At 31.1% G+C, this 23,861-nt stretch carries 20 protein-coding genes; 3 read left to right on the forward strand and 17 right to left on the reverse strand.

All coding sequences use genetic code 11. The features are described from left to right. Positions 1-119 precede the first annotated feature (119 nt). Positions 120-899: a DUF481 domain-containing protein gene (locus BM296_RS15885; protein ID WP_091904417.1), complete on the forward strand. Its 780-nt coding sequence runs from the start codon at positions 120-122 to the stop codon at positions 897-899. A 36-nt stretch (positions 900-935) separates the two neighbouring features. Here BM296_RS15885 and BM296_RS15890 read toward each other — a convergent pair whose 3' ends face one another. From BM296_RS15890 to BM296_RS15950, 13 genes are all read right to left on the reverse strand, one after another. Further along, positions 936-2,312 (reverse strand): type I restriction enzyme subunit R domain-containing protein, encoded by a 1,377-nt coding sequence (locus BM296_RS15890; RefSeq protein ID WP_245787037.1) that lies wholly within the window; start codon positions 2,310-2,312, stop codon positions 936-938. Positions 2,313-2,509: 197 nt separating this feature from the next. After that, on the reverse strand, positions 2,510-2,974 hold the full coding sequence (locus BM296_RS15895) for a hypothetical protein (protein WP_091904419.1): 465 nt from the start codon (positions 2,972-2,974) through the stop codon (positions 2,510-2,512). Positions 2,975-2,982: 8 nt separating this feature from the next. Further along, a complete protein-coding gene (locus tag BM296_RS15900; RefSeq protein WP_091904421.1) occupies positions 2,983-6,336 on the reverse strand; it encodes a sacsin N-terminal ATP-binding-like domain-containing protein in 3,354 nt (1,117 codons plus the stop codon). Between the two features lie 7 nt (positions 6,337-6,343). Beyond that, positions 6,344-8,845 carry a DUF4268 domain-containing protein gene (locus tag BM296_RS15905; protein WP_091904423.1) on the reverse strand — a complete coding sequence of 834 codons (2,502 nt, stop codon included), beginning with the start codon at positions 8,843-8,845 and terminating at the stop codon, positions 6,344-6,346. Positions 8,846-8,856: 11 nt separating this feature from the next. Continuing rightward, on the reverse strand, positions 8,857-9,069 hold the full coding sequence (locus BM296_RS15910) for a hypothetical protein (protein WP_091904425.1): 213 nt from the start codon (positions 9,067-9,069) through the stop codon (positions 8,857-8,859). A 65-nt stretch (positions 9,070-9,134) separates the two neighbouring features. Next, positions 9,135-13,064, reverse strand: coding sequence for an Eco57I restriction-modification methylase domain-containing protein (locus BM296_RS15915; RefSeq protein WP_091904427.1), 3,930 nt, complete (start codon positions 13,062-13,064; stop codon positions 9,135-9,137). Between the two features lie 5 nt (positions 13,065-13,069). Then, the gene (locus BM296_RS15920) at positions 13,070-14,077 is read right to left on the reverse strand and encodes a restriction endonuclease subunit M (protein WP_091904429.1); all 1,008 of its coding nucleotides are present in this window, start codon (positions 14,075-14,077) and stop codon (positions 13,070-13,072) included. Positions 14,078-14,135: 58 nt separating this feature from the next. Further along, a complete protein-coding gene (locus tag BM296_RS15925) occupies positions 14,136-14,693 on the reverse strand; it encodes a hypothetical protein (RefSeq protein ID WP_091904431.1) in 558 nt (185 codons plus the stop codon). 173 nt (positions 14,694-14,866) lie between these two features. Beyond that, positions 14,867-15,223: a hypothetical protein gene (locus tag BM296_RS15930; RefSeq protein ID WP_091904433.1), complete on the reverse strand. Its 357-nt coding sequence runs from the start codon at positions 15,221-15,223 to the stop codon at positions 14,867-14,869. After that, positions 15,220-16,143: a hypothetical protein gene (locus BM296_RS15935; protein ID WP_091904435.1), complete on the reverse strand. Its 924-nt coding sequence runs from the start codon at positions 16,141-16,143 to the stop codon at positions 15,220-15,222. Before BM296_RS15935 ends, BM296_RS15930 begins: the two co-directional genes overlap by 4 nt. A gap of 1 nt (position 16,144) precedes the next feature. Next, on the reverse strand, positions 16,145-17,410 hold the full coding sequence (locus tag BM296_RS15940; protein WP_091904437.1) for a hypothetical protein: 1,266 nt from the start codon (positions 17,408-17,410) through the stop codon (positions 16,145-16,147). 3 nt (positions 17,411-17,413) lie between these two features. Then, positions 17,414-17,818, reverse strand: coding sequence for a hypothetical protein (locus BM296_RS15945; RefSeq protein ID WP_091904439.1), 405 nt, complete (start codon positions 17,816-17,818; stop codon positions 17,414-17,416). 18 nt (positions 17,819-17,836) lie between these two features. Then, positions 17,837-18,214 carry a DUF6804 family protein gene (locus BM296_RS15950; RefSeq protein WP_091904441.1) on the reverse strand — a complete coding sequence of 126 codons (378 nt, stop codon included), beginning with the start codon at positions 18,212-18,214 and terminating at the stop codon, positions 17,837-17,839. 119 nt (positions 18,215-18,333) lie between these two features. Between BM296_RS15950 and BM296_RS15955 the strand changes: the two genes are divergently transcribed. Next, the gene (locus tag BM296_RS15955) at positions 18,334-19,146 is read left to right on the forward strand and encodes an endonuclease/exonuclease/phosphatase family protein (protein ID WP_091904443.1); all 813 of its coding nucleotides are present in this window, start codon (positions 18,334-18,336) and stop codon (positions 19,144-19,146) included. 5 nt (positions 19,147-19,151) lie between these two features. Here the strand turns inward: BM296_RS15955 and BM296_RS15960 are convergent, their stop codons facing one another. Both BM296_RS15960 and BM296_RS19470 read right to left on the reverse strand, forming a co-directional pair. After that, positions 19,152-19,370, reverse strand: a complete 219-nt coding sequence (locus tag BM296_RS15960; RefSeq protein WP_091904444.1) for a hypothetical protein — start codon at positions 19,368-19,370, stop codon at positions 19,152-19,154. A gap of 184 nt (positions 19,371-19,554) precedes the next feature. After that, positions 19,555-19,719 carry a hypothetical protein gene (locus tag BM296_RS19470; protein ID WP_177214969.1) on the reverse strand — a complete coding sequence of 55 codons (165 nt, stop codon included), beginning with the start codon at positions 19,717-19,719 and terminating at the stop codon, positions 19,555-19,557. 378 nt (positions 19,720-20,097) lie between these two features. Between BM296_RS19470 and BM296_RS15965 the strand changes: the two genes are divergently transcribed. Next, entirely contained in the window at positions 20,098-20,796 is a 699-nt protein-coding gene (locus BM296_RS15965) for a hypothetical protein (RefSeq protein WP_091904445.1), read from the forward strand. A gap of 153 nt (positions 20,797-20,949) precedes the next feature. Here BM296_RS15965 and BM296_RS15970 read toward each other — a convergent pair whose 3' ends face one another. Beyond that, on the reverse strand, positions 20,950-22,404 hold the full coding sequence (locus BM296_RS15970) for a sulfatase family protein (protein WP_245787038.1): 1,455 nt from the start codon (positions 22,402-22,404) through the stop codon (positions 20,950-20,952). 16 nt (positions 22,405-22,420) lie between these two features. Continuing rightward, positions 22,421-23,854 carry a RagB/SusD family nutrient uptake outer membrane protein gene (locus BM296_RS15975; RefSeq protein WP_091904449.1) on the reverse strand — a complete coding sequence of 478 codons (1,434 nt, stop codon included), beginning with the start codon at positions 23,852-23,854 and terminating at the stop codon, positions 22,421-22,423. Positions 23,855-23,861: the final 7 nt, after the last annotated feature.

Here is a 23,861-nt window from a genome sequence, read left to right on the forward strand (position 1 = left end):
ATTAATTATTTAGGGTAGCTTAAGGGTAAGTGCCTACCCTTGATTTAGTAAACCGTATTAAAACTTTTCTGAGATTAATTTAAGCAATAGTTTTGCTGAAATAGTTCATATCATTTGTCATGAAATTTACCTTGAATAAATTTAAACCTATATTTTACATTTTACTAGCATTCTGTGGATACGCTGCAGAAGCGCAACTGGTGAATATAGAATCTAAAAGAATGCACACGGATTCTATCAGGTTTGTTCTTAATAGTGATTTGCTTTTTAATTATACAGATAACAACGGAGAATATATTCTTCAAATAGGTTCTAACCTAACTACCCAGTTTAAGTCGAAGAATCTAAAGAGTATTTATTTTTTATTGGGGAATGTAAATCTGATTCGTTCTAAAGATGAAGATTTTCAGAATTCTTATTTCTTACACGCTCGGTTTAATCAGAAATTATCAGAGTTAATTCGGTTTGAAGCTTTTTTACAAAACCAGAATAACCAGAAGCTCACCATATCTGAAAGGAACTTATTAGGTGTTGGTTTGCGATTAAAGATTCTAGATAAAAATGGAACGCTTGCTTATTTTGGTAACTCTTATATTTACGAAATTGAGTCGGTAGATGACAGTGACCAAAAATTCTATAACCATAGAAATAGTAGTTATATTTCGTTAAACCAATCCTTTAAAAAGTATAGACTTGATATTTCTGGTACACTCTATTTTCAACCGTTGTACGACAACATAGGTAATCATAGAATTTTAAGTCAATTTAAAGCTGAAATGCCATTGACTAAAAGAATAAGTTTTTCAGCGTTGTATAATTACTCCGTAATTAATTTTAATTCAGCCTTAGAAGATAATCGTGCTTCTAATGTTAGCTTTGGGTTTACGTTGAATTTGTAGTTAAAATTATTTGCTGTGTCAGATTCAATTTATTCATTATTTCAAACTAGACATACGCTTCATAGTATCAAAGAATGCTCTATAGAAAGTTTCATCTTTAGCGTATAATTTATAAACCTCTAATTCCTGTTTCCGTTTAGAACTCATAACTTCGTCTATAATTTTTTTTAGAGCTAAGTCACTATTCTGATTGTCAATATTATTAACCAACTTGGTTTCAAAGTCAGGGTGTGCCTGAATAGATTTATTATAACTTATTAATTTTAGTTTTCTTTCTTCTGCTGTTTCGCCAAAACTATCAAACCAACGCTCGTTAAAACTCTGTATAATTAAATCTAATGGATCCTTATCTTCATCTTGACCATGTGCTCCTCTTGGGTTAGGGTTTTGTGGGTCTACAGAACTTTCTGAGTCATCTAATCCTATTGATTCGTTCAAACGAACACGCTCTAAGCCATATGTAGATAGATCTACGGACTCTAACAGCTCATCAAGCGTGTCTATGTCTTGATTTTTAATTGGAAGTTTCGGAATCAAGAATTTAAGAAACCAAAATAGTTTTTCCCAATCTACAATTTGGTAAGGCATAATGGCAGCCATTTGACCGTATATTTTAACGAATTGTTTGGCTTTGATTTTAAAATCTGCCTTGTCGTCATCTTCTAGTTCCAACTCATGTATAAAGCGTTCTGCTGCACGTTCTGTTAATGGACTTAATTCTTGTGCATCTACTTTATTAAAGAACTTTTCATTAAATTCTTCTACTTCCTCCCATTCATAAACACCTACATCATCTAAGACATCTTTTAGTTCATGCAGTACATTTACATCGGTAGCACCGCTTAACGAGGTTGCGGTATAAAAGGGGTCAAAAGAGTTTTTAATATCATCGGTCGAGTTAAAGAAATCAAGCACGAACAAATCTTCTGTTTTCTTGCCTAATTTGTTAGCTGACCTATTTAAACGTGATAATGCTTGAACAGCAAGTACACCTTGTAGCTTTTTGTCTACGTACATTGCGCTCAATTTTGGTTGGTCAAAACCGGTTAGATATTTATTGGCAACTACCAAAATTCTATACTCGTCCTCATCAAATTTCTCCTTGGTATCTTTCTCTGAAAAACCGTTCATTTCTGCTTCGGTATATTCTATACCATCTACCATTTTGGTTCCAGAAAAGGCAATGGCAATTTTAAAAGGGTTGCCCTTATCCATTAAAATGCGCTGTAAGGCTTTAAAATATCTTATGGCAGATTCTATACTTTGGGTAATGACCATTGCCTTTGCTTTGCCCTTAAGTTTTTTGGTATTCACAACTTTTGGTATAAAATGGTCTAAGATAATTTCGGCTTTGGTATTTATGGTTTGTTGGTGTTGTTCAACAAATGCACGCAATTTTTTTTGCGCTTTCATATTATCAAAAAGAGGATTTTCTTCAATCGACTTTTCTATTTCGTAATAGCTTTTTAAAGTAGTGTAATTTGCAAGAACATCTAAAATAAAGCCCTTACATTACCTGTTTCATGGAGTATTGGTTAAAAGAGTTAAATTTTGCGACTTCTTGTTTCACTCCAAATCTCTCAAAGTTAATCAGTTTGGATTTTGGGGACTTATGATAACAACCAAACAGATAGTTTTGTAATTAATTCTACTTTAGAAATAGATTGTACTTCTCTAAAAAACTTAATTTTAATACCATTATATTTTTCATCCACTTTATCACCATTTAGGTATTGTCTTATTGAATTATTATCCACAAACCAATACTGTTCACTGTCTTCGTGACCTAATATCCAACGCATATTTTCTTCAAAATAGGTAGTTTTGTCTTTTAAGACTTCTGGTTGAAAACCTGCTCCTTTACCTTGACCGAAACCTAACCTGCCGTGATTTTTTTTATGGAATTTAATTTCAATAAAACAAAGTTTAGGATTAATACCGTTTTTAGCAATTAAAACATCCACAGCTTTTTTAAAGTTGAATAACTTAAACTCCTCTTTATTTGCCAAAACTTCACTTAAAATGTTTTGACGTATATGATTTTCAAACTCTGTTTCACCTGTAATATTTTGCATAGAGTAGTTTAAAATATCTTTTTCATTACAATTATAAATTCAGATAGAGGCAAGCCATATAACCATACATTTTCTTTGACTTTATATTTTATTTGGCCTTCTTCTATATCTACATCAATATCATTATTGCTCGTTCTTGTCTTTGCTACTTGACTATCTAATTCTTTAACTTTAGTAACTTCTTCAGTTAATAGCTCTCCAATATTGGTAACAAATCTCACATTAGATTTTATTTCATTTTTAATAGACTCTTTTATATTACCATCTTCATCTCTAAAATTTTCAAAATCTAAACTATGATTAAATACACATAATGCAAATGCGTCTTTTTTATCAGTTGACAATTGACCTTGTGCTTTAGTCATCCTAATATAATCTGTTCTCGTTGATTTCAATTCTATTGCGTATTTCTTTTTATCGTCATTTACGACCAATAGGTTTTCTCTACCTGTTTTGTCATCAATAAAGTCATTTTCTAATTCAACAGCTTCAATAATATCAAAATCTCTACCTACAACTTCTTTTTTTATATTTAGATTTGATTGACTTAATTCTTCATTTATTACTTGCTCAAAAATATCTTCAACGGTTAAACCAATATCCCTATTATTTTTTACTATTGTTTTCTCTATTCTTTTCTTTTTTATTTCCTCAATTAAAGCAGGGTCGTTAAAAATACCTAAAACTTCTTCTGGTGTAACCTGATTGTTATGACCTGCTGACAAAATAGAAGTATATGCTTTATCCCATTCAAATTTTTCTTCATCTGTTTTTGCATAGATATTTTTAGTTAGATCACCCACACTAACACCTATGATATTTAAAAATTTAGCGGTTTTTTCATCTTTAAGTTTTTCACTTAATAATTGACTTTTTTCAAAATAATCAGATAAATTAGTTGATGTTGCCATTTCAGATTTATCTTTCCCTGTATTTACCCAACGATTATTTTTAATACGTGCAACCCAAAATGAAGGATATATACTTACAGATTGATCATAAATTTGTAGTTGAACTTCTTCAAAAAGTTTTGTGTCCTTTACTAAAACACATTCAGTTATAAACTCTAATAATTGACTTGTTCTTTTATTTGCTTTTCTTGAATTGTTTAGTACAGATTTATCTTCTGAATAGAAAAATGGAATTTTGGAAACAATAACCTCTGGAATTATAATAGTAGAATTTTCATCTTCACGTTCCCAAAACTCATCATCTAATTTTTTAGAAAGTACCTTTTTTAAATCGTCTTGATTAAAGGTATGTTTTTCATAATATAGTGGTTGAGCATATATGAAACCATTTTCTTCTAATTCTATAGTGTAATCTTTTATAATATTCTTGTAGTCACTATTGAGAATGAAGTCATCACTAAAAAGGTCTTTGTAGTCTCTAAAAATATCTTCCCAATTTTCAACTGGTGCTAATACAGTATTCTTATTCGATAACCTATAAATACCCCTATTACCATCTATGTAATTTGCGTAGGATACAGGGAAGTTCTCAAGTTTATCTATTTTAGAATTAAACAATAACCAACTTAACATATCTTTTGAGGCTTTATACTCAGCTTCTGTAAAATGTTGGTCAATATCAATTACTTTGGCAAGTGTACGGTCAAATACATCATCTTGAGACTTTTGTGTTATGTTTGGAAATGAAAGTTCTATGTCAATTAAATTCTTTCTTATATCCTCATTTAGTAGTACTAAAATATCCTTTAAATTTTCATCAATACCAGCATCTGTATTTAAATTTGCTTCTTTTTTAACGAAACGTCCATTTTGATTAACTATAATAGCATAATTCTCAAATAAATGTGGCTGTTGAATAGATTTTATAATTGAATAATAATTATTAAGCCATATATAGGCTTTATCATAGTCATTATCAAAAAATGAATTTGTGAAACTTTGTAAATTTCCTTCACTTTCTATTTTTTTTGCTACATCACTTAACGTTATTTCAAACTTAAACTTATCAAATTCAAATTCATTCCAATAATTAATTATACTCAACCAATCTTTATGCAATTCTTTTTTAACTACCCGTTTAGGAAATAACACTTTAATTAATTGCCAGTAATTATCATTTAATTCTTCGGATACATTTGTTGGAATAAAAGCAGTATTAAGAACTATAGGTATATCTTCATCATTACTTAAAACTTTCTTCTCAAAAAACGTTTCAATCAAATCCTTTAATTGATTGTTAAACCAATCATTATCTACTTCCGGAATATTTATTTTACTTAATTCACAAAGGAAATGTACGTTTAAAAAATCATTATCAATTAACCCATCAAGTAGTTGTATAAATAAGTCAAAAGCCTTTTTAAATATGGCCTTATTTTTATTGACATCATAAGTTTTAGCAACACTTAAATAAATCCCATCTCTCTCAGTTTTTGGACTAAAAGATAAACTGTTTATAATTGCAGGAAACTTAAATGAATCTGTTGTGACTAATGGAAAATCGTAATATATACAAGGTGTTTTCCTATTAATACGAAGCACTTTTTTATCTTTTACTTCAACATTAACAGATAATTTAATTTTTTCTTGCGCATTCTTTTCTCCATCCTCAGTATTATAATCAAATTCAACATCTGTTACAGATTCCAGTTTGAGGATAGATATATTTTCATCCTGAACTTTAATTTTATACTCCTTAATTGTTGAACCTGGGTTTAAAAGGACATCTCCTAAACGATTAATACTGAATATATTTTCTTTATTTGCTATTAACAATTTACTTATTTCTTCACTTGAAGAAAGCACAAACGGTATTGTTAACTTTAATGTATTTATTACATTTTCTACAAGATTAGTACGTGTTAGATTTATACTATATGTAAATTGAGTATTGTAAACTAGACTAGGATTATAAGGATAATCAGAATTGTCCTTAAAGTTTTTATAAGATTGCTCTAATGTTTCACGAAGTTCATCACTGTTATTTCCGGTTCTATCAAGTGTAAACTCAAAACACTTGTCATTTTCCATTAATTTCCCCTTAATATCTACTTTTTTGGAAAGTAGATGTGTTGTCATAAAGCCAGTACCAAACTTACCTGTTTTAGTAGGGTCTCCTTTTTTTGTTGAGCCGTGATAAATTAAATGCAGTATTTCTTTTCGAGTAAATTCTTTACCTGTGTGTTTAAAAATTACTTCACTATTATTATATTCTAAAGTTACCTCAATAGTATTTGTGTCTTTAGCATCTTTTGCATTTTGTAATAACTCCCAGAACCATCTACTACCATTTTTATCAATTTCATTTTCTAAACTGCGTATGTGCTGGTATATGAATTGTGCATTGTTTTCTACTAATACATCTTCTTTATCCTCATCAATTGTACTCATATGCCAACTATTTCAATTTCTTAATTGCTGGTTTAAACGCTTTTTCAAACTTTGGTAAGTATTCTATTAAAAACTCATTCATTTTATCCCAATCTGCTTTATCAAATAAATTTACCCCTTGTAACTCATATTTAATACGACTCATCTTATACTCTGCTAATTCTTGCCATTCAAGTTTATTACCAAAGGCTTTTTCAATCGTTTCTTTCTGGTTAAATAATTTCTTAAAGTATTTCTTGTTCTGTTCTTTACTTGATGTAGTTATACCTAACTCTATTCTAACATATTTGCCTGTTATAACAAAAGAATATGCTAAACCACTAATTCCAGCTCCGGAATTTAACCAATGGTCTTTAGTTGGGTTTACATTAGAAAACAATTCAGTATGTACAATTAAAGGTAGTAACTGTTTCCAATATTCTTTACGTACACCAAAACGATTAGGCACATTACCACTATCACTATCAGCATATTTTATTAGTAACTCATCTTCAAGCTCAAATAATGGTAATAGCTTTTTAAGAGTACTAAACTTAGAGTTACTATCTATATTTGACTCAATAAAATAACCGCTTTGTAATTTTTGAGGTGCTCTATAATCTGATGCATCACGTGTTATTTTAAATATGTCTTTAGCCTCTAATAAAAGTTGAGGATTTTTTTCATATAATTTTTCAATGACATAAAAATACATTTGAGCAATAACATCTTCATCTACTTTAGTGTTTTCAAAAATAAAGTACTCTAATTTTTTATGTGTTGGAGATTCAGCATTGTATAGATTTTGTTCTTCTGTATTATCAGAAACAGGTATTTCTACGTCTGGGTATTCCCATATTTTAAGAAAACGACCGTAAATTAAATCAAACCTTTCATTGTAGTTTTCAATATCCCAATTATTAATGGTTTTAAGATAATCGTTAAGCCAAAGACGACTAAAACTATAACCTTGTTCACCACATTGTCGATTCATCATCTTTTTATCTGGAAAAGACTTATTACTTAAAGCTCCATTATTACCTGATAAAGTTAAATTAGCAATAGTGTTTACATACTTTTCTTTAAACTGAAAATAATCATCAGGTGTTATGCTTTCATTCCAATCTTCATTTGGAGTTTGAGGAAAAATATGTTCAATAGTTATATCTTCATTTGAAGTATTTACATATTCTCTGTTGTTAAAATTCTCCAACAACTCAAACATATAGTTTCTGTTTTTAGATTGAATATTGTATAAGTCTTTATCCTTTAAAGCTGACTTTAAATCTTCATTTGTTGGGAATTTAGCACTTCCTCTTTTCTTTATTAATGCTAATGCAATAGAGTCAAAATAATCTTCAGTATCCACTTCAGAATATAAGGTCATAAAAATTTTGTTTAAAGCATTGGTAGGTAGACCTACAACAAATCTTCGCCAAGTATAAGATTGTATTAACTTTAGAACCTTATTTAAATCATTATTTGTTATTAGACCATTTTCTGCATCTTCAAATACCTGTAAAAGAAAAGGAAAGGCTACATTAATCTCAAGCCTTGATATATATTCTAATTCTTTTCTAACATTATTATCTTGAACTGTAGATGGATTTATAAATTTCTTGTAGTGTGTTGAAAGTGATTTAATGTTTTCTAACTCTTGATGGTATGCTTCATCCTTAATAGTGTATAGTTTTTTAAACTCTATATATACTTTACTTTTATTAGGTATCTTTTTATTACGTAAAGTTAGATAATCTCTAATATAAGAGGACACTAAAGATTTTTGCTTAATTAAGTCTCTTGCGTTTTCTTCAATAGGATTCCATATTTGCTCGAATACTTTATTTTGATTTTTAGGATCTAAATCCATTAAAATATAGTTTCTAATTAAATCGGATTGTGATAAATCTAAACCTGTAGAATTTAAACTTTCAAATATACGTTGTGGATCGTCTTTTCCTCTTTCTAAAGATATTTCAACAAATATCAAACGTTTAAGACCATTTAGAATAGTATTAAAATTTTCTTGAGTTATAATACTTTTAAAATAGTTGAAGTTTTCTATAACATTGGAGTAGTGGTTAAATTCATTCTCTGTTCCATTCATTATAGCTTTAAAAGCTAATGAATTTGTATCTGTTTGCTTTAGTTTTAACTTACTTGATTCTTGCTGTACATATTGGTTGGTTAAAAACATATTCAACAACATATCTGCTTCTTGTTGCATATCGTTATCTTTTGCAAAACGATATAATGCTACATATAAAATGTTAATAGTTGTAAGGCGTTGTTGCCCATCTATTATTACTAACTCTTTAACCTCACTTGTACTGTATGCACCATCATAAACAAAAACAATACTACCAATAAAATGTGTGCCTCTATCTGCTGTTTCTACAGCTATTATATCATTTAATAGTTCTTTACATTCATTATTTGTCCAATCGTAATTACGTTGATATACAGGTATTACAAATTGAACATTAGGAGCTTGTAAAAAATTTATGATTGGTAGTTCGCTTGCTTTCATTTCTTCAAAACTTAAAGTTGTATTGTAACTACCCTGTTTTCACTTTCAATTCTTGTAAAACCAAATTTCTTAATTAAGTGAGCAGAAATTACGTCTGTAGTTGGCATTTCTTGTTCAAAGTTAAATTTTGGAAAATCTTCAGGATGTTCTCTTGCCCAATCTTTTGGCGTTGTTTCTATTAATATTTCATTTTCGAAATAAATAACATAATGCTTTCTATTCATAATTTAGGTGTGTTTAAAACCAATAAAAGGAATCATCTATTTTCTTGATATAACATATAATAAAATCAACTAATATCTCTAACTCTACTTTCTATATGCTTCCATTCTTCGTTCGTGATGTCCCAAAGTTTACATAATTGTTTATCTGTATATGTACCCTCGTATTTTTCTAAATCAGGAATAAAAGCAAAACACTTTCTTGTTACATCTTGAGAAACCACTCTTTGCAATAATAAGAACCTAGCCACTTTTGTAAATAGATAAGATTTAAAAGATTTAATTTCTTCTTCAGAATCTGATGAAAAAGCAACTAAGTATGTCTCAGTACAACATTCTCCAGGTTTTGCTATCCGAGTATTACCATCATAATAAAAACCAACAGGTTTAGTAAAATCTGTTTGACCTGCAATTGGTGATTTTGGAATTAAAAATTTCCATTTGTCTAAATAGTTGAACTTGTCAGTTATATCTTTTTCAGAAGCGAATTTTAAACCTATTCGTTGAGTAAAATAGCAAGGTAACCCTTGTTTTTTAGGCTTATAAAAGCCTCGAATCCCAAATGGTCTTGAAGTAGAAATAAGATTATCTAATGTTTTATTTGATGTGTTTAGTTTTTGTACTTTCTTTAAAATAGGAATTGCTTTATTGTCTCTAATTAAAATATCAAATGCATCTAATTCTCTTATATCTGTGCTTAACTCACCATTTATATAATTTGTTATTTGGGTTTTTCCATTGTATTCTTTATCCCAAAGGAAATAACACAAACCACCTGCAATATCTACATTTGTAAAGCAGTCGTTAGAATTAGGATAATCAAATAACTTAGAAATACTTTTATCATTAAGCATTGTTTCTCTAAAGGTATCTAAACCTTTACCACCTGCATACCATCTTGCTGGCATAATTAAAGAAACATAATCAGGTTTAATACTTTTTGCGATGTCTACAAAGTGATGATATACTGGTTTTGCGCTTACGCTATTACCACCATCCATTACTTGATACGGTGGATTGCCAACTATTGCATTAAATTTCATATCGTTATTGTTATTTGCTTTCCTATAGGTTTTTCCTTTTCTAATTTTTTCTATGAATTTATCAGGTCTATCGGTTATTTGATGCACTAAATCTTCAAAGTAACGTGTATTAACTGCTACATCTCTGAAGCCTACCAAAGTGCGTTTAGTAATACTTTTTGCCATTGGTGTTTTACACAGTACATAAACATTATTTGCTACTACTTTATCCCAAATTTTATGCTGTTCTTTTACCGTTAGCTCATTATATTCTTTTTCAGGATAGGCTGTTTTTATTGCATTTCTATATACACTATAAGCCATAAATAATGGATACAAACCTGATTTTGAATTGATTTCAAGGATATAACTATCTGTGTTGTATACCTCTTCTGTTACTTTATCTTGTTTTATATAGCGAGGTTCAAGTGTTGTATTTTCAAATTTCTCATCAAAAAACACATAACCACCAAGACAATTACCTATATGCATATTAACTACTCTCCAAGGTGTTAATACGGTTTCTTTATCAGGGTTTTTAAATTTCCCAAATATTGCTGTAATGCGTTCTATACGCTCATCTATAGTTAAACTATCTGTTGCTCTTGATAGCGCACGTATGCGTTTTCCTGCTGCTCTAAATACGTCTGGCTCATAGTATTTCTTGAATTTTTTAAATGTAGCTTTTGTTACACCTTTAGGCATAAACTCTTCCCAAGATTGGTCGTCAACTAAGTCAGCAAAATTATCAATAGTTAATTCCTTTTCTTCATTCTTAATATCTGCGCCATAAATTAGAAGTGGCATACGAATAGAAATACCTCTAAGAATAGAAACCGCTGTATCTCTATTTTTCTTTTTCTCTTTTCGTTCGTCTAAAAGTCTTTTATCCTCTTCAGTTAGGTCTTCTTTTTTCTTTTTCTTGGCAGCTTCTAATTTTTCGTGTTCTTCATCTGTAAAACCTTGTTTATTTACATCTATCTCACTTGTTTTAGGCATTGCCTTTGTGCTACCAATAATCTTTTTAAGTCCATCAAATTCTTCTAATTCTACAGACTCCAGTTTCATTAACTGGTCGTTATTGTATAAGTGTGAGTCTTCAAAACCATTACTTACTACACGCTCTATATATACTTTTTTAAGTTGTTCAAGCATTGTATTGACGTTATACTCTTTCATTTGAGTACCATCAGCAGAAATAATAGGACAAAAATTGAGGAACTCGCCCATTATTTTACGGTCTTGGTCTGTTGTTTTACCTGCCTTGGCAGACATTTTAGCAGTTTCAGCAATAACTTTAAGTGTTCTATCCGGTGCAAAGTCGAATACAAAACATTCTTCCTTAACCTTACCATTAATGGTTGCAGGTGTTTGCACTCTAAAAATAGTTTGCATATAACTTGAAGCAGACGTATTGTGAGAACCGGATAACATAAAAACAGCTGTCCACGCCTTTACAGAAACACCCGTTGTTAGACGACCACAGGATAAGGTTATTGTGTATGTATCTTGTGGTTTATCGGTTATAGCATTTTCAACTTTTTTAAGTGCTTCTTCGTTAGCTTCTTCCTCATCTCCATCTCCAGCAACATTGACAATATTGAAGTGACTAAAAACTGGGTGCGATTTTAATAAGGCACTTAAAGCACGAGCTTCTTTAACACCAGGAACCATCCATAAAGAATGTCTAAAGTTATCTCTATATTCCTCTGTAGCGAAAGGGTAGTTACTTTCTGAATCACCTTTACAAATAAGATTTAGAAATTTCTCTACGTCTTTTTTATGTATAAAGTCGTCTGTTTCATCAACTCTAAAAAACTCTTTAAAATTGAAGGCAACATCTTCATCGACAAAATCATTAATAAGTTTCCCTAAATCGTAGGTGTAAATATTCATCTTAGGTAATGATGCATAAGGATTAGGGTCTCCAAAATGTATTTCGTCCCATTCGGCTTTTGCCTTTTGCTCCATTACATAATCCCAAGTGTAGATTTCCTCTTCCTTATAATCATCAATTAAATTAAATGGTGTCCCTGATAAGTGAAGAATTTTTGGATTATTATTTCTAAGCCCATTTAAAACATTTCTACCAAGTTCTGTTTGTGTTCCCTCGTGAGCTTCATCTACGATAATAAAATCCCAAGCTGCATTAAAAATCTCATCATTTTTATCAAAATTACCGCCTACTAATTCAGAGCCTCTCAAATCTTGTATGGAAGCAAAATAGATGTAATGAATGTCCTCCTTATTACTTCGATTTTCTAATACCAGAAATTCACCACCTTTATTTTTAGAGCCATAATGATAATACTCTTTATCATAAAATATTTTACTAAAATCCTCAAACCAACCAGCATCAACTACAGGTCTATGTGTTAGTATTAAAGTTCTTTTAAAATCGTGTTCTCTAATTACTTGAAGTGCAGAAAGTGTTTTCCCAAAACGCATTTTAGCAAACCAAAGCATTTCATTACTCTTTTTGAATTGCTTTTTAGTTTTTGCAATAGCATCTTGTTGTTCAGGTCTAAAAACTATTGGGCTTTGATTTTTAGATATTTCACTTGGATTTAGAGAAGACTTACCCTGTTTAACAGCTGTAATAGCTTTTTTTACAGTTTCTAAATCGGCTATAAACCATTCATTCGCTTTGTTTTCTGTATCAAAGACTTTTCTTTTAATTCCAGACCTTATTAAAACGTTGTGAACTTCTGAATCAGAAAAAGATTGTATTATTTTATTATTTACAAATATCGTAGATTCTGTATAAAGTAATTCATAAGCAATACCAGCTGTTTGGGTATATTGGTTAATTCTTGCCTTTGCTGCTTGGTTTAGAATTTTAGAGTTTGGTTGTAGCCCAAATAAATCATCAGTATCAACTGTAGCTTCCCCAACTTTTAAACAGCCTAAATGAGCAGTATCATTAATGCGAAATACATAAATTAACTTTGGTTTTAGAGATGATGTAAATTTCATTAATCTTAATTGTTTAATAAGTCTATAAATCTAATCTTCTTGCCTTTACGTCCTGTTAGTTTATCTTTATTTGACCAGTCTTTTACAATGCAGTATGTACCATTATGTTTTTTAATATTATTCTTGTCACAACCAGCACAAGGGATGCATTTAATTTCTTCAATACCAAAAAGAATTTCGGTAGTAGTACAATTTGGTTGGCAAGAATCAGGAATTACTCCTTTTATGCCATCCATTTGCCAAACATTCCAAGATATTATATATGCTATATATTTTATTGACTTCAACAATGGCTCTTTACCAAATTTCAGCGTATAGTTTTCAATAAATGTAAATAACATTGCTTCTCTTGCTAACAACAAACTATCTCCTTGCCATTCATAAGCATAAGTTGACATAAATGCAGTTTGTGCCGCCTTTAACCATTCACCGGATGTATTTACATTCTCATTAATTACTCTAAGTTTACGATCTAGTATTCCTATTCTTTCCCTTACGGGAATAAAGTCTCCTGTAGTTGTATCGTAACGACTTGTTATATACGGCGCTTCGCCACAAGCAATTTCAAGACGTTTATCTCGCACATAATCTTTCCATGTTTTATTTTTTGGAAAATCAATTTTTTGTGAATTAAGTTCCCAAATCCAATTACCATTTTCAAGCTCTATTTCTCTATTAAAGACGTTCTCTTTGTCGAACCAAGAATTATCAATGAGATTATTTTGTGCATTACAAATCCACGATGGGGTAAATACTTCAGCCATATTTCTTGCTCTTGATTGTTGCAAGATTTTATCCTTTTGTACTCTTGGCATTATTACATTTCCATTGTCACCTGTAATAGACTCAGGAATAATTTCTGATTTGTATTTATACAATTTACCTAACTCACTATAATTCTTAGTAGCCCATAAAATATTTTGTTGTGTTGTATGGTCTCGTAAAAGAACATCCAAAACATTAGGATATTTTTCAAGTATTTCATTTTCTAATATGTCAATTTGTTCTTTCAATCAGTTTAAAAAGTTTTAGTTTTTGAAGTTTAAACATGGCTTATTTATGTCGTTCTTATTACTCTACATTTTCAAAAAACTTGGTAGCGTATTTACAGTAGTCAATAATAAGTTCGCTATCAGTTTCAAATTCTTTACGTTTACCAAGCCAGTTTTTAGTCTTTTCTGAAATTTCTCTACCTGCTTTTAATTCTGCATAAGATATACACTTTATATGTTTAGGCGTAACCAATACGAATAAAGCATTTTCAAAAGGATAATCCCCATAACTTTCAATATCCTTTAAAGTCAATTTTCCGCTTTTACGGAATTTAACTTCTATAAAATGAGCCTGCTTGTCTTTGAAAACTACAAAATCTGGCATTTGTCTAATATTTTTGGAAACATCGCCCCTAACACCTTTGAGTAAGTCTAATATACCAGGAATGGTATTTTCCATTCCGTATTTATAAACTTGAAAATCTAAGGATATAAAAAGCTGTTCAATAATAGTTTCAGCGATTCGTCCTTTGATAACTCCTGAAACCCAAGGATTTCCATTTTCTTTATTATAACATTCGGTACATAGACCATTATTGAATCTGGTGTATTCACCACACTTCGTACAATCGGGCATATTTAAATAATAATTTAATGGGGGAGTTAATCAACTACCAAAATAATGAAAGCATCTTTAAAAATACTAGAAATCAAGTAATCTTACATACTATTCAAAGTTTATGATGACTAAGTTTCGGGTAGCGAGTATATTACCTTTTTTTTTAGTTTTCAAACAAGATAGTATTTAGTCTAAAAGTCGGGTGCGCAATTTAGATTTTCATTATAAGGTTGAATGTAAGCCCAAAATGCTTTGCCCGCACTAGTTAAATAATTAATGGAATAATTAAATTCTGTGTCTGAGCCAACCTGATAAATGTAGTCTTCGTAAGAGCTTGTAAATCTTACTACAGCGAAATAATAATCGTTATAATTATCATCTGAAATTTCATAGAATGTAACTTCTGAAATCGCATCACTTCCATAGCTGTAATATGAGGTGCCATAACCTTGATTCTCTACCATTTCAAGCATATCATCACATGAAGCTTGTGCGTAAAAATTAGTTATGGAGAATATTAATATAAAAAACAGAGTATATTTTTTCATGAGTTTATAAATTCAAAAATTACCTTCTCAACACTAGACGCTAAATCTGCATTCTGAATTTTAAATTTTTTGACTCCCATTTCGTTAAACCAATTGGTCCAATAGGCTCTCATTACGTCAATGGCATATGGGTTTTTAGGGTTTAAACTTTCAATACCGATTACTAGAACTTCTAAATCTTCTAAATCTTCATTTGCCTTTATAAAGCCATAACCTTTTTCTTTTAAGGTAGTTTCCCACTTAGAATTTGACAATGGAAGTCTATCCATGGATTTTGGCGTTAAGTAAGAATTCATATTATCTTCTTTCATTTGACTGTTTTCATGATACATATAGCCATCTGTTAAGATTACTAGAATGTTTCTGTGACAATCACTGATAGTATAGTCCTTAACGTTGTCTTTGAAAAAGCGCCAAATATCAGACCCAGGAAAATCTTTTGGGTTTTCAGAATCAGCCAATGCTAAATTGTATATCTCAGTAGGTTGTGAAGCATACAATTCTTCTGTATGCATTATTTTAGCCTTAGGTGAGTTTTTATCGAACTCAATATGCAATTGTTCAGCAACACTGTTAATGGTGTTATTAGCCGGCTCTGGATTAAAGTAAAGTTGAATCTTATCTTGTAAGAGTATTAGTTTTTTAGTCTTTACATGATTGGTAAACGCTTTTGATATACTTTTTAAATATTCCGTGTCTTTTAGAATAGTTTTCGGTTGAGTTATTCTATCGGACAAGTCTAAGAAAACACTGATATTGAGATTGTTTTCTTTATTATCAAGTATAAAACTTGGACATTCTCCTTTAATTTCCTTTTTAGCTATTTCTATCTCTTTTATTATTTCTTTTTTTTCTGATTTGCAGGAAGAGAGCAAAAGGACAATGGTTATATATGTAAGTAATTGAATCTTATTATTCATGTTATAATGTTTTCGTGTAAACTTTGTTTTGATAATCATCTACATTAAGGTCTAATTCAGCGATGTGATTATTATATACCTTTATGCACTCATTTAAATAGTCTTTTGTTTGATCTGGACCTAATACTATTTCTGAGGTAATACATTCTTGCCAACCTTGAAGGTATTCTGAAGAAAGAGCTTTGTAATTTCTAATTGGTAGAATAAAACCATCTATAATATCTTCAAGTTCTGAACAACGAACTTTTTTCGCCCTAATAATCTCCTCTAAGGATTCAATAGTATTATTTTGCTTGCTAATAATTTGAATTAGATTTTTTATTTCATTCTCTAGGGAAATAACATAATTCTCGATTTTATCTTTATCAGCATGCTCTTTCATTACAATGTCGAACACTAGGCCCCAAATGATATAAGATACAAAACCGGCAAAAATAATTACCCAAAAACTTGGACTAGAAAAAGCAACAGAAATTGAGAATTCGGGGTCTTCAAATGTCTTGTTTAGATTATATAATTTTTCATCGATTAAATAAGCTAAGAGGGCATCAAAAATAAAAGTAGTAATGAAGAGTAGTATTACCTTAAATACATTAGCAATGCTTTGTTTGTGCATAAAAACATGAATTAGATATCCTAATCCAAAAAACACAAAAGGAATAAATATTATGAAACCTAACTCCAAAGCACCGGCATCATAAGCCTCTTGCAGAGCTTTAGGGTAAAACATACCCCCAAATAATTCGGTTGAAGGATCAAAAGTCCTAAAGAATGCAGAGTATGAGGTGGATATATAAAATATAAAAATGTATACGCTTAAAAAAGCCAACAATATAGTGCCAATCCAAAACTTAGAAGAAGATTTTCTCTCAACTGGTATGCCGTAATCTTGTGGGCTACGTCTAACATTTACAATGTCAGATCTTAATTTTTCAACTTTAGTTTCCTTTTCTTCTAATTTTTCCTTTTCACGCTGTAACTCTTCTCCTTTAGTAAGCATTAAAGTTCTTTTCCCCTTTAATTCTGTAACATATGGCTGTTTTAGTTTAACTTGCTCTTCTTCTTCCTTCTTACAGTTATTTTCGAATTTATAATAGATAGCACTTAAACTCGCTTGTAAATTCTCAGATCTTCCTTGACATAATCTTGAAGTTGAGCGTCCATCTTCATGATAGGTGACTTTTTGGTCTTCAAATGATGGAGTGTTTTCTTTAACCTCTGGTTTTAATGAAGGTTTTATTTGAGCAATACTTTTTAGTAATCCCATTTCTTAATTATTAAGTTCTAATAAAATTGATTCTTTACTTTTTCCTTCTTTTGCGCTTTCAATTAAATACTCTGTCAGCTGAACAATTTTGTCCTCCATAAATTCAAAATTTCTACAGTATTTTTTTAAAGCATTGAACTCGTCTTCTGTAACTATTTTGTCTGCCCAAATCATTAAAGCAAAGTCATAGAGATATTCAATTCTTTTTTCTAAAGTTTCAGGTATAGTTATGGGGCCAGTATGAGCTGTTAAAATTTCATCTAGTTGTTCTTTAGAAATATTTCTTTCGCTAGCAAACTGATAAAGTAAGCGCATTTCTAATGGGCTAAAGTCATCATCAGCCAAGGCTATTTGGTATAGTCTTAAAAAGTGACTTTTTATTTCTTCTGAGATGGTTGGGTTTTCCATAGTTGATTTTGGTTTTTTTTAAAATTTTCTATCTCTTCCATAGGATTTGGGAGACTTTTGCTTGGTATATGGTATAAAAGGTTTTTTCTTCTTTTTTATATGAACTGTGCAGATTAAAAAAAGTAGGCCACAGATGATATCTACTGGAATCCATATAAGCTTTTGGAATAAATAAATAGGAATAATAGGATTGAATAAATATGCGATAAGAGCAAATGAAAGTAGCTTAAATGGTGTTTTATATGAATTAAACATCATTAATAAAGCTCCAATAAAAATGAATACTCTTAAAAATTTATAATAAAAAATATCAAAGGGGAAAATGGCAATTATTAAAATTAATGCACATGCAATCGATAGGTAACTGAAAAAATCCTTTTTGAATATATAATTCATTCTTAATTGGTTTTGGTTGGGACAATCCAAACCTATTACAATTTGAAATATATCTTTTACGGTATCCCGTAATCAGACAAAATCTATTTGTATTATTTTCGTTTTTATTAAAATCTACCATGTTTAAAAAGATCTTTTTTCTACTCTTATTTCTATTTCATTTTTCTGTTTCTTCCCAAGAGCAAATCAGTCTGATTTCTTGGAATATCAGAGATTTTGGTAAGACTAAAAACAGTGAAGAATTAGATAGAATGGCTGAAATTGTTCGCGATGCAGATATTGTGGCAATACAAGAAGTGGTGTCAGGTTATGGTGGTGCTCAAGCAGTTGCAAAGCTTGCTGATAACCTAAATAGAAAAGGAGCTAAATGGGATTATGTGATAAGTAAGCCTACCAATAGCCCTAAATATGTAACAGAGCGTTATGCGTTTATTTGGAAGACCAAAAACATTAAAATAAAGAATAGGGGAACCTTAATTTCAGAATTGGATTCACTGGTTGATAGAGAGCCTTTCTTTCTTGATTTTTATGTTAAAGGGCGTAAGCTTTCTGTAATCAATTTTCATTCTAGACCACATGATAAAAACCCGGAAAGGGAAATATTGGCGATTACCGACTATCTGAAATCAGATGATTTTCAACACCCGATATTACTTGCTGGAGATTTTAATGTGGACCAAAAGGAAGAAGTTTTTACTGGTTTGAGAACGCAGGGTTATAATGCTACGGTCATTGATGCCAAGACTACTTTGAAGCAAAGTTGTGCTACTGATGGTTATTTGAATTACCCTATTGATAATATTTTCTATTCAAATAAAATTGTACTCAAGAGTGGTTATGTGATTGATTTTGTGAAAGCTTGTGAGAACATAAGCAAAGCAAGAGAATTATCTGATCACCTACCAGTTTTATTGAATTTTAGTATAGATTAAGTTCTTTAATCTTCCCAACCACATAAGGTTCTATTGATTTGTCTTGCTCTGGATAAGCTTACTTTATACGTGTCTGTAGAACAGTTGGAAAGTCCTCTGCAGTTTGGAGAATAATGGTATTTTTTACTTGATTTCCCTTTACATATATAGACATATGATTCAAATTTAGATGCGGAGAGGGAGGTGTAGGCTAGTAAGGCAATAAGAATGATGGTGTGTTTCATTTCAACTATAGGGAGTTTGATTTGTTAGGTTAATTCTTTAACGTTTTATGAGAAAGGTTTATTCATTTTTTTTGTTAAAATTTATAAAAATTGACCTAATTGTGTATTTATAAAGATGTGTAGAATGAAGTAATTAAAAAGGGTTAAGATATTAAGTCTTAACCCCTTAAATTTTAAGATTCAATTAGTTAATCGGTGGGTCTGGTGGCGGTGGAGGAGGTGGAATGTCTCCACCATCACCACAACAGGCTTGAAGTTCAACTTCATTCTCTGCTAAATCTTGTGGGTCACAAGATAAAAAGGCAGAATTGAGGATTATCGTAAATACAACTATATAAATTTTTTTCATTTTGTTTAAGATTTTTGGACATACCTATGGCTGTCCGAATTAGAATTCAGTTATGGTTTGCGACATAAATCGCACAAAAAATGAAGGGACGTCTCCCAATTTTGAGAAGTAGAAATCTAAATGCGGTAGTGCCTAGCTACTTCTCAATCGGGCTATTTACCGACCGCATTTATAGATTTCCGAGAGACTGATTTGTTATTGGACTGTGGTAGCAAATCATAGTCTTAAATCAATCTGAAGCAAAGAAATAAGAAGTTGATGATTATAGACCAGACATAAGCCCGACTTGTGTTCGACATCTATTCGACACCAATGATAACAGGGGTTTATAGAGATAATTAGTTAAGTGGTGATATATTAAATTGTATTTTTATAATTATGAAAGAGGCAATTATCAAAGAAATAGTTGAGAAAGTTTTTCAGAAAGCGAAAACTGAATGCCCGAAGCATTCTAGATATGCGCTTAGTAATCATATTGCCGAAACAACTTCAATTAGTTCTAGGACAATTGAAAGACTTTATGATAAATACCTAGAAAAAAAAGGTAGTGTAGGAGAACAAAATGAACATACAATTAATGACTTGTGTAAATATTTGAATTTTGATTCATATGGAGATTTCGTTAAACAAAATCCAAAGAATAAGATAAGTGTTGATTTAAATGATGGTAGGATAAAAAAGTATTGGAAAGTGTTGGCTGCCGTTAGTCTAGTATTAGTTGTTGGATTGTTTTTAGGTTCGAGCGAGAAGAGTAAGGAACCTAAATGTATGGTGTGGAAAACTGACCATTATGAAAGGATTGAGTGTTTTACAATTAATAATATAATTATCATTCCATTTGATGAAGTAAGGTTGCAGAATTTTAAAAAAGTTGATGTTGATTTAACCACAGAGTTTTTTGACGAAACTACCGGTAAACCATTGATTTGGTATTATAAATCTGGAAATAATATTGAATTTTATACAGCCCCGGGATTACATCCTATAAATGGGAAAACCCTAAAAGCAGTTACGGAGTATATAGTAGATAAGTATGTACCTGTACATACTTATGAAGCGAGCTCATTTGCGGAATAGCGCTTAAAAATATTAATTATAATTATCCCAGATTTAGGTTATATGGGTAAAGAAAAAGGCGTATTGTAAATTTACAATACGCCTAAAATTAATCTAATCTAACAAACTCTCTCTTTTAAAGGTAATATCTACAATAGGTGATATCATAAATAACTACCCTCTATCTTTCAATAAATCTGGACCTTTTATCATATTAGAATTGTGCTCTTTAACCACTTGCATAATTCTTTCAATTTCTTCAGGTTGTTTTTTAGCTAAATCATATTTCTCAGATGGATCTTGTTCTATATTAAATAATAATGGTGGGTCATGTTTAGCCAAAGTGTTTGGCTTATAGCCATCTTGGGTAATAAAATGTGCCTTATATGCACCCACTCTTACAGCATATAATTCTGGTCCCTTATAATAAAACACTTCATTTCTTGGACTGTCGCCATTTCCAAATAGCACAGGGCTTAGATCAATGCCGTCCATTTCTCTATCTGCAGGTATTGCTACTCCAGCAAGATTACTAAACGTATTGAACAAATCCATTGTAGTACCCATTCCCGTTACTAGTTTTGGTTTGATGTAACCAGGTGACCAAAAAATACCAGGCTCACGCATACCGCCTTCCCAAGTAGATCCTTTGCCCTCATGTAACAGACCGGCACTTCCTCCGGAGATTCCAGTTGACAACCACGGTCCATTATCCGAAGTAAAAATGACTATTGTATTTTTATCTAAACCTTCAGCCTCAAGAAGTTTCATTATTTCGCCAACCCCATGATCAATTTCCTCTACAACATCTCCATATAAACCTCTTTTGCTTGTACCTCTAAATTCATCAGAAACAAATAATGGAACATGTGGTAGACTGTGTGCTAAATACATGAAAAATGGTCCTTCTTTATGATTTTTAATCCATTTTACGGCTTCTTCAGTATATCGTTTTGTTAATGTATTTTGCTTTGCAGGTCTTTCAACAACTTCAGTACCACGTAGAATAGGAACATTAAATTCTTCTGGTGTTCTTTCTTCATAAGTATCTGTATACCTACCAAAATATTCTTCAATGGAATTGATTTTACCTGTGTGATCCATGTCATTTGAGTAAGGAATTCCATAATAATCATCAAAACCATGACTTGTGGGTAGGTATTCTTCTTTATGACCTAAATGCCATTTACCAACCATTCCAGTAGCATAACCTGCAGATTTTAATTGTTCTGCTATTGTAACCTCTTCAGCTGGAATACCATTATGTGAATCTGGAAAAAACACTCCTACTTCTGAGCTGGTCAAACCATTTCTAACAGGTAATCTTCCTGTCATTAAAGCTGCTCGACTTGGTGTACAAACACTGGCTCCAACGTAAAAATTGGTCCATTTTTGACCTTCGCTAGCCATTCTGTCCAAATTGGGGGTATTAATGGTAGGGTGACCATATGAGCTTAAATCTCCATAGCCTAAATCATCTGCAAAAATGATTATTACATTTGGTTTTACAGGGAGCTGTGGGTCTTGACTTATTCCTAAATAAGGAATAGAAAAAAAGACCATTACAAATGTGACAGTAGTCAAATTTAAAAAAGACTTTAGACTTTTATTTTTATTGCTATTTTTCATTGGTTTATTTTTTTTATTAATAACCTGGATTTTGTACTAAATCGGGATTAGCATCCAATTCTACTTGAGGGATTGGAAATAATTTATGATAGTCTTTTGCATTTTTACCTCTGCTTACGGCATTTGAAATAAATACATCTTGTCTTATCATATCTTCTCTTCTTTTTCCTTCAAAAAACAATTCCCACCCTCTTTCTTGTAAAATTGCTTCACGGAATGTTTCTTTAGTAAAACCAGCCAATGTCAATGGTGAAATTCCTGCTCTTGTTCTTACATCATTAATTAAATCGATTGCTGTTTGTGTAGGACCTGATATTTCATTTAATGCTTCAGCTCGACTCAAAAGAATATCGGAATATCTTATTGCAGGAATGTCATTTCCTGCCGCAGCGCCTACAGCTCCTGGGTCAAATTCAATTTTATACGGAAATGAGCGATCATCTCCTAAACCAGGAACAATTTCTCCAGTGGTTGTACTTACATATTCGGTTATTATATAATTTCTTCTAGTATCGTTTTCATCAAAAGAATTCACAAAATCATCATATAAATAAGTACGGGCTGCAAATACGATATTATTTGGATTTGGTCTAGGATAATCAGGAGGAAAAACTAATGCATCAATAGCTTGACTAGCTGTTGGTGAAGTAGCATCTTTAGGTAAAGCCCATAATATTTCATTATTACCTTCATTATCAATACTAAATACATTTCCATAATTAGGAAGTAGTTCATACACGCCCAAATCTTGAATATCTTCAGCTACATCTGCCGCATTCTGCCATTGTTTTGTATTCAAATAATATTTACATAAAACAGCCATCGCAGCTCCTTTAGAGGCACGTCCATAAGCTGGAGCTTGTACGGGTAAATTTGCTATTGCCGCAAGTAATTCTTGCTCAATAAATTCCTGAACTTCGCTTTCCGATGATCTTGGTAATAAAGGGTCATCAGTTGAAGTTTTATATAATGGTACAGGACCGAATAAATTATACAGTTCAGAATAATCCCATCCTCGTAAGAAATGTGCTTCGGCTTCGGTCAGCTGTTTGTACTCATTTGAAAACTCTTCATTATCTAAATTATCCAAAACAATATTTGCATCTCTAATGGAATTAAAATAGATAGTCCATTGAGCTATAATATGATCGTGATTACCGTCCCAAGTAAAGTCAATTTCCGATAACCATAAGTTTTCGATTGATCCACCTTGACCCCATATTTCACCAGTGGTCATGGAAGCTAAATGATATGCCGCCCATGAGTCTTGAAAACCTGGTCTGTGAGCATATGCATATGATGAATTTAAGACAGAACTTAATCCCTTTTCACTGGTAAATAGGGTAGACGGGGCTAATTCAGAGAAAACCTCTTCGTCTAATCGTTTTTCACAGGCGATTATGCCAATGACAAACAATACCATTATTGATTTATTAATATATGATTTCATTGTATTT

It is taken from the genome of Maribacter stanieri, assembly GCF_900112245.1.
Classification (GTDB): Bacteria; Bacteroidota; Bacteroidia; order Flavobacteriales; family Flavobacteriaceae; genus Maribacter; species Maribacter stanieri.

Excerpts from the sequence above, each read along its gene's own strand:
- BM296_RS15885 (WP_091904417.1), top strand. The coding sequence starts at position 120 with ATGAAATTTACCTTGAATAAATTTAAACCTATATTTTACATTTTACTA.
- BM296_RS15890 (WP_245787037.1), bottom strand. The coding sequence starts at position 2,312 with ATGAAAGCGCAAAAAAAATTGCGTGCATTTGTTGAACAACACCAACAA.
- BM296_RS15895 (WP_091904419.1), bottom strand. The coding sequence starts at position 2,974 with ATGCAAAATATTACAGGTGAAACAGAGTTTGAAAATCATATACGTCAA.
- BM296_RS15900 (WP_091904421.1), bottom strand. The coding sequence starts at position 6,336 with ATGAGTACAATTGATGAGGATAAAGAAGATGTATTAGTAGAAAACAAT.
- BM296_RS15905 (WP_091904423.1), bottom strand. The coding sequence starts at position 8,845 with ATGAAAGCAAGCGAACTACCAATCATAAATTTTTTACAAGCTCCTAAT.
- BM296_RS15910 (WP_091904425.1), bottom strand. The coding sequence starts at position 9,069 with ATGAATAGAAAGCATTATGTTATTTATTTCGAAAATGAAATATTAATA.
- BM296_RS15915 (WP_091904427.1), bottom strand. The coding sequence starts at position 13,064 with ATGAAATTTACATCATCTCTAAAACCAAAGTTAATTTATGTATTTCGC.
- BM296_RS15925 (WP_091904431.1), bottom strand. The coding sequence starts at position 14,693 with ATGCCCGATTGTACGAAGTGTGGTGAATACACCAGATTCAATAATGGT.
- BM296_RS15930 (WP_091904433.1), bottom strand. The coding sequence starts at position 15,223 with ATGAAAAAATATACTCTGTTTTTTATATTAATATTCTCCATAACTAAT.
- BM296_RS15935 (WP_091904435.1), bottom strand. The coding sequence starts at position 16,143 with ATGAATAATAAGATTCAATTACTTACATATATAACCATTGTCCTTTTG.
- BM296_RS15940 (WP_091904437.1), bottom strand. The coding sequence starts at position 17,410 with ATGGGATTACTAAAAAGTATTGCTCAAATAAAACCTTCATTAAAACCA.
- BM296_RS15945 (WP_091904439.1), bottom strand. The coding sequence starts at position 17,818 with ATGGAAAACCCAACCATCTCAGAAGAAATAAAAAGTCACTTTTTAAGA.
- BM296_RS15950 (WP_091904441.1), bottom strand. The coding sequence starts at position 18,214 with ATGAATTATATATTCAAAAAGGATTTTTTCAGTTACCTATCGATTGCA.
- BM296_RS15955 (WP_091904443.1), top strand. The coding sequence starts at position 18,334 with ATGTTTAAAAAGATCTTTTTTCTACTCTTATTTCTATTTCATTTTTCT.
- BM296_RS15960 (WP_091904444.1), bottom strand. The coding sequence starts at position 19,370 with ATGAAACACACCATCATTCTTATTGCCTTACTAGCCTACACCTCCCTC.
- BM296_RS19470 (WP_177214969.1), bottom strand. The coding sequence starts at position 19,719 with ATGAAAAAAATTTATATAGTTGTATTTACGATAATCCTCAATTCTGCC.
- BM296_RS15965 (WP_091904445.1), top strand. The coding sequence starts at position 20,098 with ATGAAAGAGGCAATTATCAAAGAAATAGTTGAGAAAGTTTTTCAGAAA.
- BM296_RS15970 (WP_245787038.1), bottom strand. The coding sequence starts at position 22,404 with ATGAAAAATAGCAATAAAAATAAAAGTCTAAAGTCTTTTTTAAATTTG.
- BM296_RS15975 (WP_091904449.1), bottom strand. The coding sequence starts at position 23,854 with ATGAAATCATATATTAATAAATCAATAATGGTATTGTTTGTCATTGGC.